The sequence below is a fragment of the Brevundimonas sp. GW821-FHT10E09 genome, assembly GCF_058809375.1.
Genome location: NZ_JBXASO010000001.1, coordinates 316,682 through 334,380, shown reverse-complemented (window position 1 = coordinate 334,380; position 17,699 = coordinate 316,682). Strand labels below are relative to the sequence as shown.

Annotated in this window: 16 protein-coding genes; 4 read left to right on the top strand and 12 right to left on the bottom strand. The window is 69.1% G+C overall.

The annotated features are described in order from the left end of the window. Positions 1–58 precede the first annotated feature (58 nt). From AC1RSI_RS01590 to AC1RSI_RS01575, 4 genes are all read left to right on the top strand, one after another. The gene (locus tag AC1RSI_RS01590) at positions 59–1,906 is read left to right on the top strand and encodes an acyltransferase family protein (protein ID WP_447941434.1); all 1,848 of its coding nucleotides are present in this window, start codon (positions 59–61) and stop codon (positions 1,904–1,906) included. Positions 1,907–2,057: 151 nt separating this feature from the next. Continuing rightward, positions 2,058–4,022 carry a glucans biosynthesis glucosyltransferase MdoH gene (gene mdoH, locus AC1RSI_RS01585; RefSeq protein ID WP_008262960.1) on the top strand — a complete coding sequence of 655 codons (1,965 nt, stop codon included), beginning with the start codon at positions 2,058–2,060 and terminating at the stop codon, positions 4,020–4,022. 130 nt (positions 4,023–4,152) lie between these two features. Further along, positions 4,153–4,470 carry a hypothetical protein gene (locus tag AC1RSI_RS01580; protein WP_008263590.1) on the top strand — a complete coding sequence of 106 codons (318 nt, stop codon included), beginning with the start codon at positions 4,153–4,155 and terminating at the stop codon, positions 4,468–4,470. Positions 4,471–4,537: 67 nt separating this feature from the next. Continuing rightward, complete coding sequence (locus tag AC1RSI_RS01575) at positions 4,538–5,524, top strand: SDR family oxidoreductase (protein WP_154725426.1); 987 nt, start codon at positions 4,538–4,540, stop codon at positions 5,522–5,524. Positions 5,525–5,581: 57 nt separating this feature from the next. Here AC1RSI_RS01575 and AC1RSI_RS01570 read toward each other — a convergent pair whose 3' ends face one another. The 12 genes from AC1RSI_RS01570 to AC1RSI_RS01515 all read right to left on the bottom strand — a co-directional run bounded on the left by AC1RSI_RS01570 (position 5,582) and on the right by AC1RSI_RS01515 (position 17,525). Next, positions 5,582–5,866: a GNAT family N-acetyltransferase gene (locus tag AC1RSI_RS01570; protein WP_035309610.1), complete on the bottom strand. Its 285-nt coding sequence runs from the start codon at positions 5,864–5,866 to the stop codon at positions 5,582–5,584. 61 nt (positions 5,867–5,927) lie between these two features. Continuing rightward, positions 5,928–6,311: a hypothetical protein gene (locus AC1RSI_RS01565; protein WP_154725427.1), complete on the bottom strand. Its 384-nt coding sequence runs from the start codon at positions 6,309–6,311 to the stop codon at positions 5,928–5,930. Between the two features lie 10 nt (positions 6,312–6,321). Next, positions 6,322–7,011, bottom strand: coding sequence for a DUF4870 family protein (locus AC1RSI_RS01560; protein WP_154725428.1), 690 nt, complete (start codon positions 7,009–7,011; stop codon positions 6,322–6,324). A 136-nt stretch (positions 7,012–7,147) separates the two neighbouring features. After that, positions 7,148–8,326 (bottom strand): peptidoglycan glycosyltransferase FtsW, encoded by a 1,179-nt coding sequence (locus tag AC1RSI_RS01555; RefSeq protein WP_154725429.1) that lies wholly within the window; start codon positions 8,324–8,326, stop codon positions 7,148–7,150. Continuing rightward, positions 8,323–9,726, bottom strand: a complete 1,404-nt coding sequence (gene murD / locus AC1RSI_RS01550; RefSeq protein WP_154725430.1) for a UDP-N-acetylmuramoyl-L-alanine--D-glutamate ligase — start codon at positions 9,724–9,726, stop codon at positions 8,323–8,325. The genes AC1RSI_RS01555 and murD overlap by 4 nt, the downstream gene beginning before the upstream one ends. Before the next feature lie 163 nt (positions 9,727–9,889). Then, positions 9,890–10,999, bottom strand: coding sequence for a phospho-N-acetylmuramoyl-pentapeptide-transferase (mraY, locus tag AC1RSI_RS01545; RefSeq protein ID WP_154725431.1), 1,110 nt, complete (start codon positions 10,997–10,999; stop codon positions 9,890–9,892). A gap of 10 nt (positions 11,000–11,009) precedes the next feature. Continuing rightward, positions 11,010–12,440 carry a UDP-N-acetylmuramoyl-tripeptide--D-alanyl-D-alanine ligase gene (locus AC1RSI_RS01540; RefSeq protein ID WP_154725432.1) on the bottom strand — a complete coding sequence of 477 codons (1,431 nt, stop codon included), beginning with the start codon at positions 12,438–12,440 and terminating at the stop codon, positions 11,010–11,012. Next, positions 12,433–13,890, bottom strand: a complete 1,458-nt coding sequence (locus tag AC1RSI_RS01535; RefSeq protein ID WP_154725433.1) for a UDP-N-acetylmuramoyl-L-alanyl-D-glutamate--2,6-diaminopimelate ligase — start codon at positions 13,888–13,890, stop codon at positions 12,433–12,435. The genes AC1RSI_RS01540 and AC1RSI_RS01535 overlap by 8 nt, the downstream gene beginning before the upstream one ends. Then, positions 13,887–15,659 (bottom strand): peptidoglycan D,D-transpeptidase FtsI family protein, encoded by a 1,773-nt coding sequence (locus AC1RSI_RS01530; RefSeq protein WP_154725434.1) that lies wholly within the window; start codon positions 15,657–15,659, stop codon positions 13,887–13,889. The genes AC1RSI_RS01535 and AC1RSI_RS01530 overlap by 4 nt, the downstream gene beginning before the upstream one ends. Further along, entirely contained in the window at positions 15,656–16,087 is a 432-nt protein-coding gene (ftsL, locus tag AC1RSI_RS01525) for a cell division protein FtsL (protein WP_050771666.1), read from the bottom strand. The genes AC1RSI_RS01530 and ftsL overlap by 4 nt, the downstream gene beginning before the upstream one ends. After that, on the bottom strand, positions 16,084–17,052 hold the full coding sequence (gene rsmH, locus AC1RSI_RS01520; RefSeq protein WP_035309065.1) for a 16S rRNA (cytosine(1402)-N(4))-methyltransferase RsmH: 969 nt from the start codon (positions 17,050–17,052) through the stop codon (positions 16,084–16,086). Before rsmH ends, ftsL begins: the two co-directional genes overlap by 4 nt. Continuing rightward, entirely contained in the window at positions 17,049–17,525 is a 477-nt protein-coding gene (locus AC1RSI_RS01515) for a division/cell wall cluster transcriptional repressor MraZ (RefSeq protein ID WP_008263595.1), read from the bottom strand. Before AC1RSI_RS01515 ends, rsmH begins: the two co-directional genes overlap by 4 nt. Positions 17,526–17,699: the final 174 nt, after the last annotated feature.

Below are 17,699 nucleotides of genomic sequence, written 5' to 3'. Positions count from 1 at the left end.
ACGGCCTCGACGATCAGCCGTATTGCCTGAACCGATCCGCCGGATCATAGACGCGGCCGTGCCCCCCTCTGCTCCCTCGTCCACGCGCCGCTATGATCTGGACTGGATCCGGGTCGGGGCCTTTGGCCTGCTGATCCTGTATCATGTCGGCTTGGTCTACGGGGTCTACGGCTGGCATGTGCACAGCGTCCACACCTTCGAGTGGATGCGCGAAGCCATTCTCATCACCAATCCCTGGCGGCTGACCCTGCTGTTCCTGGTGTCCGGGGCGGCGCTGCGGTTCATGACCTTCCGGCGCAGTCCGCGCGAGGTGGCGCGCGCCCGGTTCGCGCGACTGGTCCCGCCCCTGCTGTTCGGCGCCGTGATCCTGGTGCCGATCCAGTCGTGGATCGAGGCGATGGACAAGGCCGGCTGGCCCAGCGGCCTGGCGGGTTTCGCCGCCTGGATGGTGCATGAGTTCAGTTGGAGCGGCCTGGCCGACGGGGTTCCGGTCAACCACCTGTGGTTCATCGTCTATATCGCCGCCTACAGCGTCGTCACCGTGCTGCTGTGGCGTCGGCCGGGCCTGATCGACCAGATGGGCGCGTGGCTGGAGAAGGCGCTGGCGGGACCGCAGGTGCTGATCCTGCCGATCCTCTACCTGATCGCCATCCGCATCCTGCTGTTCCCCTGGTTCGGGGTGACGAACATCCTGCACTGGGACTGGTACAATCACGCCCTGTCGCTGGGGGCCTTCGTCTTCGGCTTCTGCATCGTCGGGCGCGAGACGATCTGGCGCGACATGGAGCGGTATCGCTGGGTCGCCCTGGGTCTGGCTGCGGTCGCCCTGCCGGTCATGATGGCCCAGGTCTGGCATCCGGGCGGGCGGGCCTTCTGGGGCGTGCCCAAGGCCATGGTCTATGGCCTGGACCAGTGGGCGACGATCGTCGCCATCCTGGGCTTCGGCAGCAAACATCTTCGGTCGCGCGGCGGACCGGTGCTGAAATACCTGACCGAGGCCACCTTCCCCCTCTATCTGGCGCACCAGACCATCCTGGTCGCCGCCGTCTGGATCATCCGGCCCGCCCGCCTGCCCGTCGGGCTGGAAGCCCTGTTCCTGTTGCTGATCACCTTCGCGGGCAGTTTCGCCGTCTTCGAGGTCGTCAAGCGAATCCCCGCCATCCGCCCCCTGTGGGGGCTGAAGCCGCTGGACGGCCGGCCCTGGCCGGTGGACCTGGCGGCCTTGCGACGCCCGACCGCCCGCTATCACCGCCGCCGGCGTCTGCTGGCCATCGGCGTGGCCGCACCGCTGCTGGCCCTGACGGTGGTGGCCGCCGCCATCGCCGCCTATCCCGGTTTCGACAACGCCACCCAGTATCTGAGCGAACTGGGCGGGGCGACGGCCCCCGCGCCGATCATCTTCAACGGCGGGGTCTTCGTCGCCGGGGTGATGGCGGCCCTGGCGGGGATCGGCTTCGGCCTGGCCGTCTACGCCCTGACGGAAAAGCGGATCGCCGCCGCCGTGATCGCCGTGGTCTTCGTCCTGGCCGGGGCGGGCATGTCGGCCTCGACCCTGTATCCCTGGCCCGATCCGCGCCACATGATCATCAACCTGGCCCTGGGCATCCAGCTGGCGCCGGTTCTGCTGCTGTGGGGGCTGGCGTCGCGCCGGGACGCGCCCCGGCTGAAAATCTTCCTGGCCGCCACTTTTGTCATCATGGCGATTCTGACGGTTGTTACAAAACACCTCGTCTTCCCCGGCACGGTCAACGACGACAATGTCGGCTGGTGGGAGCGCGCCTACGCCATTGTTCTGGTGTGCTGGGTGGGGATCGCGGCCTGGGTTCTGGACCGTAAACTGCTGCAGGACGCGGTGAAATTCCCGCAGCGCCTGCCTGACGCCGCCCCGGCGGTCAAACCTGGGTAAAGATTCCCGATATTTTTTGCCCATATCAACATTGCGTGATTGAAAGTCGCGCGAATGTGATCGACTATAGGGCTCGTGCTGCAATGCAGCGCGCCGCCCCCTTCCTGCCTTCGGAAGCGGGGTCGGTCAACACGGGGGCGTCCAGAGCGGCATGAACAAGCTGGCGATCCGGCCTGTCGAACAGGCTGATTTCGAGACGACGAACCAGGCGGCTCAAGGGCCGTCGTGGTCCTGGCTGCCTGACGAGGCGCCGCTGGCCATGCCGGTTCAATCCTTGGCCGCGCCCGACGCCGTCGCCGATACGACCCCGGCCACCGCCCCGCGCACGGTCGCCCTGCGCCGCCTGATGCTGCTGGCCGGCACCGTGGCCCTGACGGGCCTGTCCGCCATCACCCCCTTCTACCTGTACGCCCGCAAGGGCTGGGACCCGACCGAGATGCTGGCCTTCGGCATCTTCATGCTGCTGATCACCGCCATCTCCTGCTGGTTCGTCAGCGGCCTGATGGGCCTGGCCGTCATGCTGCGCGGCAAGGATCAGGCCGATCTGGCCTTCGCCCCCCACCCGGCCCTGCCGCGCACGCGCACGGCCCTGCTGATGCCGCTGTACAATGAGGACGCCCGCGCCTCCTTCGCCCGTCTGGCGATGATCGACCAGTCGCTGACCCGCCTGGGCGCCGCCTCGGCCTTCGACATCTTCGTGCTGAGCGATTCGACCAAGGAAGAGGCCGCGGCCTCCGAACGTTCGGTCTTCCAGGCCTTCCGCCTGGCCGCCGGCTGCAAGTCCTTCTACCGCCGCCGCTCGGACAACGCCGAGCGCAAGGCCGGCAACCTGGCCGAATGGGTCCGTCGGTTCGGCGGCGCCTATGAGAACATGATCGTCCTGGACGCCGACAGCACCATGGCCGGCGAGACCCTGCTGCGCATGGTCGACGCCATGGAGCGCAATCCCGGCGTCGGTCTGATCCAGACCGCTCCGGTCATCATCAAGGCCCGCACCATCTTCGCCCGCGTGTCGCAGTATTCGGTGCGCCTGTACGGCCGTGTCGCCGCTGCGGGCCTGGCCTACTGGACCGGTTCGGAATCCAGCTACTGGGGCCACAACGCCATCATCCGCACGCGCGCCTTCGCGGCCTGCTGCGGCCTGCCCCACCTGAAGGGTCGCAAGCCCTTCGGCGGCCACATCATGAGCCACGACGTCGTCGAGGCCGCCCTGATGCGCCGTGCGGGCTGGGCCGTCCACGTCACCGCCGCCCTGGACGGATCCTGGGAAGAGACCCCGCCGTCGATCACCGACTTCATCCGCCGCGACCACCGCTGGTTCCAGGGCAATCTGCAGCACCTGGGACTGATCGGCGCCAAGGGCCTGTCGCCGATGAGCCGCCTGCAGCTGGCCATGGGCTGCATGGCCTATCTGTCCTCGCCCCTGTGGCTGGCGTCGCTGATGGTCGGCCTGTTCATCCAGATGTTCTATCCGGTCGACTGGACCAGCTTCTTCTACATCCTGAACCCCCAGTTCACCCCCTTCATGCTGGCCTCCTTCCTGTCGGGCGTGCTGCTGATCGGGCCCAAGTTCATGGGCGCCGCCCTGGTGCTCAGCCGTCCGGCCGAGCTGCGCGCCTTCGGCGGGCGTCGCGCCATCGCCAAGGGCATGGCCGCCGAGATCGCCCTGTCGGCCATCCTGGCCCCCATCCTGATGGTCGCCAACACCAAGGCCTTCATCCAGATCCTGTCGGGCCACGACACCGGCTGGACCACCCAGCAGCGCGAGGCCGACGGCCTGGCCTGGTCCGACGCCTTCCGCGCCATGCGCTGGCAGATGGTGGCCGGCGTCGGCTTCATCCTGCCCCTGTGCGTCCGCCCCGACCTGGCCACCTGGTTCGCCCCGATCGTCTTGCCGCTGCTGCTGGCCGCCCCGATCGCGGTCTGGACCTCGCGCGTCCGCTCGGGCGACGCCCTGGCCGCCAAGGGCTTCCTGGTCACTCCGGTTCAGGACGGCGTCAGCGTCAACCCGGCCGTCCTGCACGCGCCGCGCTCGCCCCTGCGGGCGGTCGCCGGCGGCGTCCTGGCCCCGGTCGCAGCCCCGGCCATGGTCCCCGCCCGCGCCCCGGAACTGTAGGTCCCGGCTTTAAGCCAGCGAAAACCGATGCATGGCGGCCACAGCGCCGTCATAACCGCTACGGTCAAGCTCGACGCGCCGGGGCGCAGCCGCCATTTTCGATCCTCAGCTCTGCTGGGGACCCGATTCCATGACCAAGAAAACCGGCGCCGATTCCAAACCCGACCTGCGGCTCGTCGGAACCGAGGCCGCCGTCTATGACCTGATGCGCGCGCCCCAGAGCAACGCCGAACGGGTCAAACGCCTCCAGCTCGAAGCCCACGCCCTGGCCCTGGAGGAGATCGAACAGTTCGAGAAACTGCTGACCCAGGCTGCGGAAAAGGCGAAAGACATCGCCTCGGGCGGCGACGCCTATCCGGTCGGCGTGCGTGAAATCGCTGCGCGCCTCGCCGCCGACCTGCCGCCCCGGGCCGAGACCATCCGCACCATCGTCGGCCGGGTCGGCTAAAAACGGGGAACGGCTCGCCGCCTGGATCGCTCTCCTGAAGACCCCCCCAGTCTTCAGGAGACCCGTCATGGACGACCGCTTCAACGCCCGCGCCGACGACATCGCCGACCAGGAACGCGCCATCCAGCGCGACATCGACGCCAAGGACCAGCAGTCCGGCGGCGATGAAGCCTCCGGCGGCGTCCAGGCCGGCGCCCGTCCCTATCCCGCGCCGCCCTTCCCCAAACAGCACCAGACCAAGCCCGGCGACGAGGCCGCGCTGGACCCGGCCCCGATGTACGACGCCCCCTTCTGGAAGGGCTCGGGCAAGCTTGAGGGTTTCGCGGCCCTGATCACCGGCGCCGATTCCGGCATCGGCCGTTCGGTCGCCGTCCTGTTCGCCCGCGAGGGCTGCGACGTCGTCATCTGCCATCTGGACGAGGAGGCCGATGCCGAGACCACCAAGGCGGCTGTCGAGGCCGAGGGCCGTCGCGCCGTCATCCTGAAGGGCGACGTCGCCGATCCGGCCTTCGCCGAGGCGGCGGTCAAGGCCACGCTGGACGCCTTCGGCCGCCTGGACGTCCTGGTGCCCAACGCCGCCTTCCAGGAACACGTCAACACCTTCGAGGACCTGACCTACGAGCATTTCGACCGGACGCTGAAGACCAATCTCTACGGCTATTTCAACATGACCAAGGCGGCGGTCCCGCACATGAAGTCCGGCGGCGCCATCGTCATGACCGGTTCAGTCACCGGCCTGATGGGCAGTCAGGCCCTGCTGGACTACTCCATGACCAAGGGCGGCATCCACGCCTACGCCCGCTCGCTCGGCACGCATCTGGCGCCGCGCGGTATACGGGTGAACGTGGTCGCCCCCGGCCCGGTCTGGACCCCGCTGAACCCGGCGGACAAGGACGCCGAGGCCACGTCGCAGTTCGGCGCCCAGACGGTGATGAAACGCCCGGCCCAGCCCGAGGAAATCGCCCCCGCCTACGTCTTCCTGGCCTCGCCCCAGATGTCGAGCTTCATCACCGGCGAGATCCTGCCCATCATCGGCGGCTATTCGGGCGGCTGAATTGAAGACGCCGCCCCCTCGCGCGAGGGGGCGGCGTCCCGGCCGCGCTGAAAGGTTTCAGGCCAGCACGTCGTCGTAGTCGGGATGCCGCTTGTGCCAGGCGACGGCGTAGCTGCAACGCGGAAACAGTTTCAGTCCCTTCTCGCGGGCGTATTCCGCCATCGACTGCATGAAACGGCCGGCCGCGCCCGAGCCGCGCAATCCCTGTTCGGCCTCGACATGCAGGATCATCCGCGCCCCGCCGCGCACGGCGTAGTCGGCCCAGACCCGGCCGTGCCCGGTCTCGCTGTCGAACTCCTGTTCGAAGCGGTTCTCATCTGTCGCGTCCGTGAACGGTCCCATACTCAACTCCCTTTTGCCTTCAACAGCTTGGGAGGCGGGATGTTCCATCGGCGGGATCGCGTCAGATCGGCCGGTTCTGCAGCAGATTGATCAGGCCCAGGACGCTCTTCACGGTGAACCAGACGCTGAGCAGGAACCAGATCAGGACGAACAGCAGCAGGAAGGGAATGCCGACCAGAAACACCGAAGCCAGGGCGCTGACGGCGATGCCGATCCAGGCGGCGATGGTCCACCAGAAGACCGACCAGAACAGGCTGATCTGGGCCTCGATATGCTGGCGCGCCACGCCCACGGCCGTGCCGCGCGCCACATAGGACACGACCAGTCCGACCAGAACCAGCACATTGGCGCTGGGGATCGACAGGATGAACAGGGCCCAGGCGATCAGGGCGGCGACCTTGCCTTCCGGCTCCTGGCCTGCAGTGAAGTTCGACTCGGTCGTCATGATCGTCCTTTCAGAACAGCCAGGTGCGAGGATTGTCGATCGGCCGTCCGGCCTTCAGCCGCATGACGCCGAAGACGCCGCGCGCCAGCACCCACAGGGCCAGCAGGAACAGGACGAAGACGCCGATATTGACGATCACCAGCAGGGCGCCCAGCACCACGGCCACGGCCGCGCTCCACAGGGTGCGCTGCTGATAGATGAAGTGGCTGGCGGCCACGGGCTCCTGCGGCCCGTCGCGGCCCGTCACCGCCAGCAGGGCCAGGACGGCAGCCACGCCCAGCGTCGGCACCGCCAGCAGGATCAGCACATAGACGGCGTACAGGCTCATGGGCGCGGTCTGCGGCGCGTTGCGGCCCACGGGTTCGCGTCGGGGGGGCTGAGCGTCCTTGGCCGCCCGCTCGCGCCCCGCCGAAAACCGCGTTTCCCGCGCAGCGGTGAAGGGCTCGGTGCGATCGAAAGGTCCCGGTTCAGGCCTGGGCTCCGGGCGGGCTTCCGCAGCGAACACAGGCGACACCGGCGCAGGTTCCGGCGGGTCGAACAAATCCGGCTCACGCTCCAAAGGCTTGGACACAGCGGGCTGCGGCTCTGGCGCTCTGGGACGACCCGCCAGCGACGCGGGCGAGACGAAGCCGACATGGGCGTCGTGATCGTGGTCGTCTTGCGCGGCCCCTGGGCCTGTCGGATCGCCGGGTTCGGCCATGACTCTCGAACGCTTCTCTCACGCCGCAGCAGCGACTGGATTCGCGACCGACAATGGCCGTGCGCGGCCATGGACGCAACCTGACCCTCGCCCTTTCGTCAATCCGGGCAAGGCGGGGTCTGGACGGCGGCGGGGTCTAAAGCAGCCGCCGCCCCGGTCGCGACAGGCTGGCCCCCGGTTCATAGGCCCCCGGCCGGCGCCGCGTCAGGGCCAGGGCGAAGCCCATGGTCAGGCCCATGGCCAGCATGGACGAGCCGCCATAGCTGATGAAGGGCAGGGTCATACCCTTGGTCGGGATCAGGTTCAGGTTCACCGCCACATTGATGCAGGCCTGAAGCCCGATCAGCATGAACAGGCCCGCCGCCGCCGTCTGTTCGAACGGATCGGTCAGCTTCATGGCCCGACGCATGCCGCGCACCACGATGAAGGCGTACAGGCTGATCATCGTCAGGCTCAGCACCAGGCCGAACTCCTCGGCGCCGACCGAATAGATGAAGTCGGTGTGCAGATCGGGAACATGGCGCTTCATCACCCCTTCGCCGATGCCGCGTCCGACCAGGCCGCCGGCGCGAATGGCCTCCGCTGCGCTGTCGATCTGATGCGTGTCTGTGGTCTCGGGCGAGAAGAAGCGGCTCAGGCGGTCGCGCATGTGGCCGAACACGAAATACAGCGACACCAGGCCGGCCATGCCCGCGCTGGCCAGAACCGCCATCCATTTGAACGGAACCCCCGCCATGAAGAAGACGGCCATGAAGGTGGTGGTGATCAAAAGCGTCTGGCCGATGTCCGGCTGGATCAGCAGCAGGCAGACGGTCAGGGCGTAGAAGCCGAAGGCGATGGTGACGCCGGGCACCCCCTGCCCCTTCTGCGCCTCGGCGAACATCCAGGCGGCGAAGACGATCAGGCCGGGCTTGGCGAACTCGGACGGTTGCAGGCTGAACGGGCCGAAGTTCACCCAGCGGGCGGCCCCCTTCACCGTGTCGCCGATGAACGGCAGGGCCATCATCACCAGAATGGCGCCGAACAGGGCCAGGACCGCGATCCGCCGCACCCCGCGCGGCGACAGCAGCGAACTGGTCAGCATCAGGGTCAGGCCCGCGCCCGAGAAGACCATCATCCGCCAGGAATAATGGAAGGGATCGGTGATCGATTCATCGGCCAGGATGGCGGCCGGGCTGGAGGCGAAGCTGAGCGCCACCCCCAGGCCCATCAGCGCCAGGGCCGCGCCCAGCAGGCCGCGATCCACGGTCCAGAACCACTGGGCGACCGGGCTCTGGTCGTTGCGCGAGAAGGCGGGGGTGTAGGAGGCGCTCATCGGGCTGTCTCCGGGGTTGCGCCGAGGTTCAGCACGGCGGCGCGGAACGCCTCGCCCCGCACCTCGAAGTCGGGGTACTGGTCGAAACTGGCGCAGGCGGGCGACAATAGCACGATCTGGTCGCCGCCCGCAGCCTGGGCGTCGGCGGCGGCTGCGGCGACGGCGGCGTCCATGGTCTTTGAGATGACGTGGGGCGTGTCACCGAGGGTGGCGGCGAAGGCTTCGGCCGCCTCCCCAATGAGATAGGCCTTGGTCACGCGCGGAAAGAGGTCGGTCAGATCGTCGATGCCGCCGTCCTTGGGCTTGCCGCCCGCAATCCAGAAGACGGAGGGGTAGGAGGCCAGGGCCTGACGCGCGGCGTCGGCGTTGGTGGCCTTGGAGTCATTGATGAAGCGAACGTGGCCGATATGGCCGACGGCCTCCATCCGATGGGCCAGGCCGGGGAAGGTCAGCAGGCCTTTGACCACCGTCTCCTCGGGAATGCCCATGTCATTCACGGCGAGAAAGGCGAAGGCTGCGTTCTGGGCGTTATGCCGACCCGGCAAGGAACGAGCCTTCGACAGATCGACGATGGGGGCGGGACGACCGCCCGCATTATAGGTCAGCCAATCGTCCATCAGATACATGCCGAGGTCGTCATCCATCGGCCGCTCGACCGAGACAGGATCGACAGCTCTCCCCTCCGCTTTCAGTTCCTGCCAGATGGCGAAGCCGTAGGGATCGTCAATCCCCACATAGGGCGCGGTCTTTCGCGACTGGAATATACGCCGCTTGGCGGCGACATAGCCCTCCATCCCTCCGTGACGGTCCAGGTGATCGGGGCTGATGTTGGTCAGGATCGCCACGTCGGGCGCGAAACGGGTCGTCAGGTCCAGTTGATAGCTGGAGACCTCGATCACATAGACGGCGCCCGGCGTCGGCTCGGGCAGGGCCAGGACGCCGATGCCGATATTGCCGCCGACATAGACGGTCAGGCCGGCCTGCTGCAGCACCCAGCCGATCAGGGCCGTCGTCGTGGACTTGCCGTTGGTGCCGGTGATGGCGACGACCTTCGGCCGCTGGCCCTGCGGCAGGACGGCGATGGCGCGGGCGAACAGTTCGATGTCGCCGACGACCGGCACGCCGGCCTCACGCGCCTTGTCCACGGTCCAGTGCGGCTTGGGATGGGTCAGGGGCGCGCCGGGCGACAGGACCAGGGCGGCGAAGCCGGACCAGTCGGCGGCCGTCAGATCCTCGACGATGAAGCCCTCGGCCTGGGCCTGCAGCCGGCCCGAAACCCCGTCGTCCCACAGGATGGGCGTGGCGCCCCCGGCCTTGAGCGCGCGCGCGGCCGTGATCCCCGACCGTCCCAGGCCGAAGACCGCGACCCGCCTGCCCTCGAAACCGGGAACGGGGATCATCTCTGCCCCCCGTCATCCTCGGGCTCGACCCGAGGATCGGAGGATCCGCCGCTGGTGCGAACGGCCAGGCGCACAGCCCGACCGGCGCCCGATCCTCGGGTCAAGCCCGAGGATGACGAAGCTCGGGTCAAGCCCGAGGATGACGGAGAATGGGGGAGCCCGCTCATCTCAGCTTCAGCGTCGACAGGCCGACCAGCGCCAGCGCCCCGGCGATGATCCAGAACCGGATGACGACGGTCGATTCCGGCCAGCCCATCTTCTCGAAATGGTGGTGGATCGGGGCCATCAGGAAGATGCGTTTCTTGGTCAGCTTGTAATAGCCGACCTGGATCATGACCGAGGCGGCCTCCATCACGAACAGGCCGCCGACGATGCCCAGCACCAGCTCATGCTTGGTCGTGACGGCGATGGCGCCCAGGGCCCCGCCGAGGGCCAGGGAGCCGGTGTCGCCCATGAAGATCTTGGCCGGAGGGGCGTTGTACCAGAGGAAGCCCGCGCCGCCGCCGATCATGGCCGCGCAGAAGATGGCCAACTCGCCGGCGCCCGGCACATGGTGGACCTGAAGATACTGGGCGAAGACGAAGTTGCCGGCCAGATAGGCGATCAGGCCGAACGCCCCCGCCGCCATCATCACCGGCACGGTCGCCAGCCCGTCCAGACCGTCGGTCAGGTTCACGGCGTTGGAGAAGCCGACGATGGTGAAGGCGGCGAAGGCCACATAGAACCAGCCGATATTCAGCAGCACGGCCTTGAAGAAGGGGAAGGCGATCGAGGTCTCGAGCCCCGGCGAGGTCGGCGAGACCTTCATCCACAGCACGGTCAGAACGCCCGCGATCACCGCCACCACCGTCTGGGCCGCCAGCTTCTGTTTCGAGGTCAGGCCGGCCGAGGTCTGTTTCGTCACCTTGGCGTAGTCGTCGATGAAGCCCAGCACCCCGAAGGCCGCCGTCACGCCCGAGACGATCCAGATATAGGGATTGGTCAGGTCGCCCCACAGAAAGACCGCGACGCCGATGCCCGCCAGGATCATCAGCCCGCCCATGGTGGGGGTGCCGACCTTGGACAGATGGGACACCGGACCGTCGTCGCGGATCGGCTGGCCCTTGCCCTGTTTGGCGCGGATCCAGTTGATGAACCGGCTGCCCATGGCCGCCGCCACAATGGCCGCCGTCGCCAGGGCCAGGGCCGCGCGGACGGTCTGGTACTGGACCAGGTTCAGCAGCGGATACTGGTGCGCGACGTCGGCGTAATAGAGATACAGAAGGTAGAACATGCGGGGGTCTCTATCGGGTCGCGCGCGGCGCGTCTGGGCTTGAAGAGGCGGTTTGCAGGTCGGCCAGGGCCCTGGCGATCAGGGACGCCCTGGATCCGTTCGATCCCTTGACCATGACGATATCGCCGGCCTCCGCCAGTGCGGACGCCTCCGCCGCGAGTTCGACGGCGGTTTCGCGCCACAGGCCGCGTCGCGAGGCTGGCAAGGCGTCGTACAGGCGCCGCATCTCCGGCCCGGCCGCATGGACCAGGTCCAGACCGGCGGCCTCGATGGGCTGGGCCAGACCCTCGTGCAGGGCGCGGCTCTGCTCGCCCAGTTCCAGCATGTCGGTCAGGACCACGATCCGGCGCCCGGTCGTCGGGCGGGCGCCCAGGCTCTTGAACCCGGCGGTCATCGACAGGGGATTGGCGTTGTAGCTCTCGTCGATCAGGGTGAAGGCGCCGCCGGGCACGGCGACCGTGCGCGTCTGGCCCCGCCCCGCCAGCGGCTGGAAGCCGGCCAGGGCCTGAAGCCCCGTCTCCAGCGCCACGTCCAGCGCATCCAGCATCAAGAGGACGCACAGACTGTTCAGTCCCCAGTGGGCGCCGGACTGGGCCAGCCGGTAGTCGATCCGCCGTCCGAACAGCTCGGCCGCGACCGCCGCCCCTTCGGCGTCCGGGCGGAAGTCCAGCAGCCGGGCGTCGTGGCCCGGATCGGTCCCGAAGACGACCAGCCGCGCCCCGACCGCCCTGGCCGCGTCGCACAGGACGCCGGAGAAGGCCACGTCGCCGTTCGCGACCGCCGTCCCGCCGGGAACCAGGCCCTGAAAGATGGCGGCCTTCTCGCGCGCCACCCCCGCCTCGCCGTCGGCGAAGGCCTCGATATGGACCGGACCCACGGTGGTGACGCAGGCGGCGTGCGGGGCGACGAAGCGCGACAGGGGCGCGATCTCGCCCGGCGCGTTCATGCCGATCTCGAACACGGCGCGCCGGGTCTCGACCGGCATCCGCGCCAGGGTCAGGGGCACGCCGATATGGTTGTTGTAGCTCTTGATCGAGGCGTGGGCAGGCCCGGCGAGATCCAGGCCGGCCTTGATCGCCTGGGTCACGCTGGTCTTGCCGACGCTGCCGGTGACGGCGCCGCGCTTCACATGAGGCGCCCGCTCGCGCGCCGCGACGCCCAGGGCTTCGAGCCCGTGCAGGGTGTCGGGCACGACGACATAGGCCCCGCCCTCGACCGGCCGTTCGACCAGGGCCGCCGCCGCGCCCGCCGCAAAGGCGTTCGCCGCAAACTCATGCCCGTCGCGCGCGCCCTTCAGGGCCAGGAACAGGTCGCCGGCCACGATCTCGCGGCTGTTGTAGGTCAGGCCCGTGATCGGGCGGTCGTCGCCGTGCAGCACGCCGCCCGTGGCGGCGGCGACTTCGGCGGCCGTCCAGAGCGGGCGGGCGGTGGATTCAGGCATTCAGCGACAGGGCCTCGGACGCGACGGTGGCGTCGTCGAACGGATGAGTCGTCCCGCCGACGATCTGGCCCTGTTCATGCCCTTTTCCGGCGATGACCACCACATCCCCGTCGCGCATCATTTCGATCGCCGCCTCGATGGCCGCGCGACGGTCGCCGATCTCCAGCGCCTCGGGGCAGCCGGCGCGGACCTGGGCGCGGATCGAGGCGGGGTCTTCGCTGCGGGGATTGTCGTCGGTGACGATGGCCACGTCGGCCAGACGGCCGGCGATCTCGCCCATCAGGGGCCGTTTGCCGCGATCCCGGTCGCCGCCGGCGCCGAAGACCACGATCAGCCGGCCCGTCGCATGGGGCCGCAGCGCGGTCAGCACCGTCTCCAGCCCGTCAGGCGTATGGGCGTAGTCGACATAGACCTCGCCGCGTCCCGTCTCGGCGCCGATCCGTTGCAGGCGGCCTTGCGCGCCGGTCAGGCCTTCCAGGGCGCTGATCACCTCGTCAGGACGGTCGCCGGCCGCGATGCACAGACCCGCCGCCACCAGGGCGTTCGAGGCCTGGAAGGCGCCGGCCAGCGGCAGCAGGATGTCGCGGACATCGCCGCGCACGTCCAGGGTCAGGCGCTGGCCCTCCGGCGTCGCCTGGCGGCCGATCAGGGCCAGGTCGCGCCCGCGCTCGCCCACCCCCATCACGCCCAGCCCGGCCATGATCGAGGCGGCGGCGAAGGCGGAATAGGCGTCGGAATCGGCGTTCAGCACCGCCGTCCGCCCGCGCGGCAGCAGGGCCTCGAACAGACGCATCTTGGCGGCGCGATAGTCGTCCATCGTGCCGTGATAATCGAGGTGGTCCTGGGTCAGGTTGGTGAAGGCGGCCGCCTTCAGCGCCACCCCGTCCAGACGCCGCTGGTCGATGCCGTGGGACGAGGCCTCGACCGCCACATGGGTCACGTCCTTGGCGGCCAGCTCGGCCATCAGGCGCGCGGCCTCGGCGGCGTCGGGGCTGGTCAGGCCGGGGCCGGTCAGGGCGTAGGTCCTGTCGCCCTTCTGGCCGACGACGCCTAGGGTGCCCATGCTGGCCGACTTGTGGCCCAGGCCGGCCCAGATCTGGCGGCAGAAGGCGGCGACCGAGGTCTTGCCGTTGGTGCCCGTCACCGCCACGCAGGTCCTGGGCTGGGCGCCGTAGAAGCCGCGCGCGGCGATGGCGTAGGCCCGGCGCACGTCGCCCGAGGTCACCAGCACCGGCGCGGCGCTGTCCGGCGTGTCGGTCGGCGCCAGCACGGCGGCCGCCCCCTGGGCCAGGGCCTGGGGAATGAAGGCGCGGCCGTCCGCCGCCGTGCCCGGGAGGGCGACGAACAGGGCGCCGGGCGCGACCTTGCGGCTGTCGGAGGTCACGCCGGTGATGATCGGATCGCTGGCCACGTCGCGGCGCAGCAGATCGGACAGGTGCAGGGCGCTCACAGGCCGTCTCCCTGCACGTCCTGATATTCCGGAATCTTCTCGCCGGTCGCCGTGCGCCAGCGGTCGGCGCGGCGCTCGACGCCCAGGAAGCCGGCGATCCGGTCAGCGACATTGCGCACCGCGGGCGCGGCCACATAGGCGCCGGTCTTGGGATAGGTTCCCGGCTCGTCCATCAGGATGAAGACGGCGTAGCGCTTGGCCTCCAGCGGCCCGTCGACCGGGAAGACGGCGGCGAAAGACCCCAGCGCACGGCTGGGATCATAGCGGCCGTTGACCAGCTTGTTGGCCGAACCCGTCTTGCCCCCGACCCGCAGGCCCGGCGCATCGGCGAACCCGCCCGACCCCTTGACCACATTGCTGCGCATCAGCTCCAGAATGGCGCGCGAGGTCTCCTCGGTGACGATCTGGTGCGGCTGGGCCCCGCGCGCGCCGCCGCGACGCAGGGACAGCGGCACCATCCGCCCGCCGTTCGTCAGCGCGCCCATGGCCTGAACCATCTGGGCCGGGGTGATCATGATGCCGTAGCCGAACGACAGCGAGGCCAGGGTCGAACTGTCCCAACGGCGCGGCACGACCGGACGCGCCGATTCCTTCAGCTCGATCCCGGCGGCGTCCAGCAGGCCCAGACGGCGGAAATAGTCGCGCATCGTGTCCGGCCCCATCTGCACCGCCAGCTGCGACGTGCCGATGTTGGACGAGTGCAGATAGACTTCCTCCAGCGTCATCACCCGGTTCTGGGCGTGGAAGTCCTTAATCTTGCGGTCGCCGATCTGGAAGGCCTGCGAGGCGTCGAACAGGGTGTTCATGTCGGCGCGACCGGTGTCGAGCCCGGCGGCGACGGTGAAGGTCTTGAACACCGACCCCATCTCATAGTGGCCCGAGACGGCGCGGTTCAGCGTCGCCCCGTCGGGCGCGGCGCCGCGATTGGACTGGCTGAAGTTCGGCCAGCTGGCCATGCCCAGGACCTCGCCGGTCTGGACGTCGGTGACGATGCCGACCGCGCCCTTGGCCTGGTTCTTGACGGCGGCGGCGGCCAGTTCGTTCTCCAGCACGCCCTGAACGCGCAGGTCGATGGACAGGGGGAAGCTCTCGCCCCGCTGACCCGCCGCCCGGATCTCGTCGTTGAACGCCAGTTCGGCGCCCGAGACGCCCTGGCCGCCCGTGTCCGCATCCCCGATCAGATGCACCGCCGAGGTTCCCAGCGGATAGGCGCGGCGGTCTTCCGGCTCGAATGTCACGCCGCCCAGGGCCAGGTCGTGAACCGCCGCCTTCTCCTGGGGCGTCAGGCCGGTCAGCACGATCAGGCGACGGTCCCCGTCCAGCACCCTGCGCAGCCGCGCCGCCTGCAATCGCGGCAGGGCGCGGCGCAGCTGACGGAAGGCCAGGTCGCGATCCCAGATCTCGGCCGGGTCCAGATAGAGGCCGTAGTGGACGATATTGGTCGCCAGCAGTTCGCCGTTGCGATCGGTCAGGTCGCCGCGCACCAGGGCGTCGGGATTGGCCCCGGCCCAGCGGCCGCCCGCCTCGCCGAACAGAGCCTTGTACGAGGCGCCGATGGCCAGACCGGCGAAGACGCACGAGAAGACGATCAGGATCAGGAAGATGCGGACCCGCGTGTCCTCTTCGGGCCGCCCATCGGCGCGCGCCCGCTCGAATCCGTGTTCCAGCCGCCAGACCAGCTCCGACAGGCCGCGCCAGAAGGGCGACAGCCGGCCCTGCAGGTCCACGCCCGGCGCAGGACGGTGATAGCGATGGTCCTGAACGCTCATTGCACCGCCTCCGGCGCAGCGGCGGCGACCTCGGCGGGAGCCGCCTGCGCAACGGCGGGCGTGGCCGGCGCCGGGGCGGGCGCAGCCTTCAGCGCAGGAAGCTGGTCTTCCTTGGCCTGGCGATGCACCTCGACCGGGGCCAGGCCGATCTGACGCGACAGGCTTTCCAGCCGCGCCGGCTGCTCCAGCCGGGCGACCTCGGCGCGCAGCAGACGGACCCGCTGGCCGTTCTCGCGGATGTCCTGCTCCAGCTGGGCGATGCGGCTGCTCTCGCGCGCCGCCGCCGCCTTGGCCGCATAGACGGAGACGATCATCACGGCCACCAGGGCCACGCCGATGATCTCGATCCAGCGCACGCCGCGCACCTTCCAGTCGAACAGGCGATGCAGCGCGGTGCGGGAATAGGTGAAGAAGGGCGCCGTGGTCATGCCGCAGCCCTCCCGCCGATCCGGCCCCAGGCCGGCGCCTCGGTGCGGACGGCGGCGCGCAGCTTGGCCGAGCGGGCGCGGGGATTGGTCGAGCGTTCTCCCTCCCCTGCTTCGCGCGCGCCCTTGAACTGAAGCGTGAAACTGGGCTTGCGCGGATCGACGGCGATCGGGGCGTGACGCGATCCGGCCGGCGTATTGCCGGTCCGCTCGGTCAGGAAGGCCTTGACGATCCGGTCCTCCAGCGAATGGAAGGTGACCACCGCCAGGCGGCCGCCGGGCGCCAGGGTGGCCTCGGCCGCCTCCAGCCCGCGCTCCAGCTCGCCCAGTTCGTCGTTCACCGCGATGCGCAGGGCCTGGAACACCCGCGTCGCCGGATGGATCGGCGCGCCGCGACGCCCGCCCAGCGCCTTTTCCACCACCTCGGCCAGGTCCAGCGTGCGGGTGAAGGATTGCTCGACGCGGCGGCGCAGAATGGCGGTGGCGACGCGGCCCGACTGGCGCTCCTCGCCGTACAGTTTGAAGATATGGGCCAGCGGCCCGTGGTCCCAGCTGTTGACGATGTCGGCGGCCGTCTCGCCCTCATCCGACATCCGCATGTCCAGCGGCCCGTCGCGCATGAAGGAAAAACCGCGCTCGGCCTGATCCAGCTGCATCGACGAGACGCCGATGTCGAACACTGCGCCGTCCAGCTTCGCCTTGCCGCTGTCGGCGAAGGCCTGGGCCAGACCCGAGAAGGGGGTCCGCACCAGTTGGAACCGGTCGGGATAGTCGGCGGCGACACCATCGGCGTGCGGCTGAACCGTCGGGTCGCGATCCAGGCCAATCACCTCGGCGCCGGTCGACAGAATAGCGCGGGTATAGCCGCCGGCGCCGAAGGTGGCGTCGATCACGACATCGCCGGGACCGGGCTTCAACGCCTCGATCACCTCGGCCAGCAGGACGGGGGCGTGCGGTGCTTCGGTCACGATCCGCCCCCCGCCAGCTTCATCTGGGCCGCCAGTTTCAGGGCGCCGATCTGGGCCATGCCGGCCTTGGCCAGGGCGCGCTGCTCGGCGCGACGGGCCGCCCACTTCTCGCGCGACCAGATCTGGAACCGGTCGTTCAGGCCGACGATGACGACCGTGTCCTCCAGCCCCGCCTCGGCGCACAGACCTTCCGGCAGGGTGATGCGGCCGCCGGAATCATAGGCCAGGCGCACCTGCTCGCCCATCACCTGCCACTCCAGCGCCGAACGTTCTTCGGAGCCGAACGGCAGGGACTCGATCATCTCGGCGTAGACGGCGAACAGCCGGTCCCCGCCCGCTTCCAGACAGTCGGCCTCGATGGAGGGAAAGATGAACACGCCGCCGGCGGCGCCGTTTTCGGTCGTGCGGAAATCGTTCGGGATCAGGAGACGGCGCTTGCCGTCCAGCTGCTTCTCGTAGGTCGAGAGAAACACGCTCTGCCCAATCGAACCCTTCGGCCCGTCCCTAGATGCCCGACGAACGCCCGACGCGCCCGCCTCTCAGCCCCAAATCATGCGACTGGGATAGCATGGGACGAAATGGGTCTCAATGGGATCGAAGCCAAGATTTAACCATGTTTTGACATGTGACGACTTAGGCACGCTTGA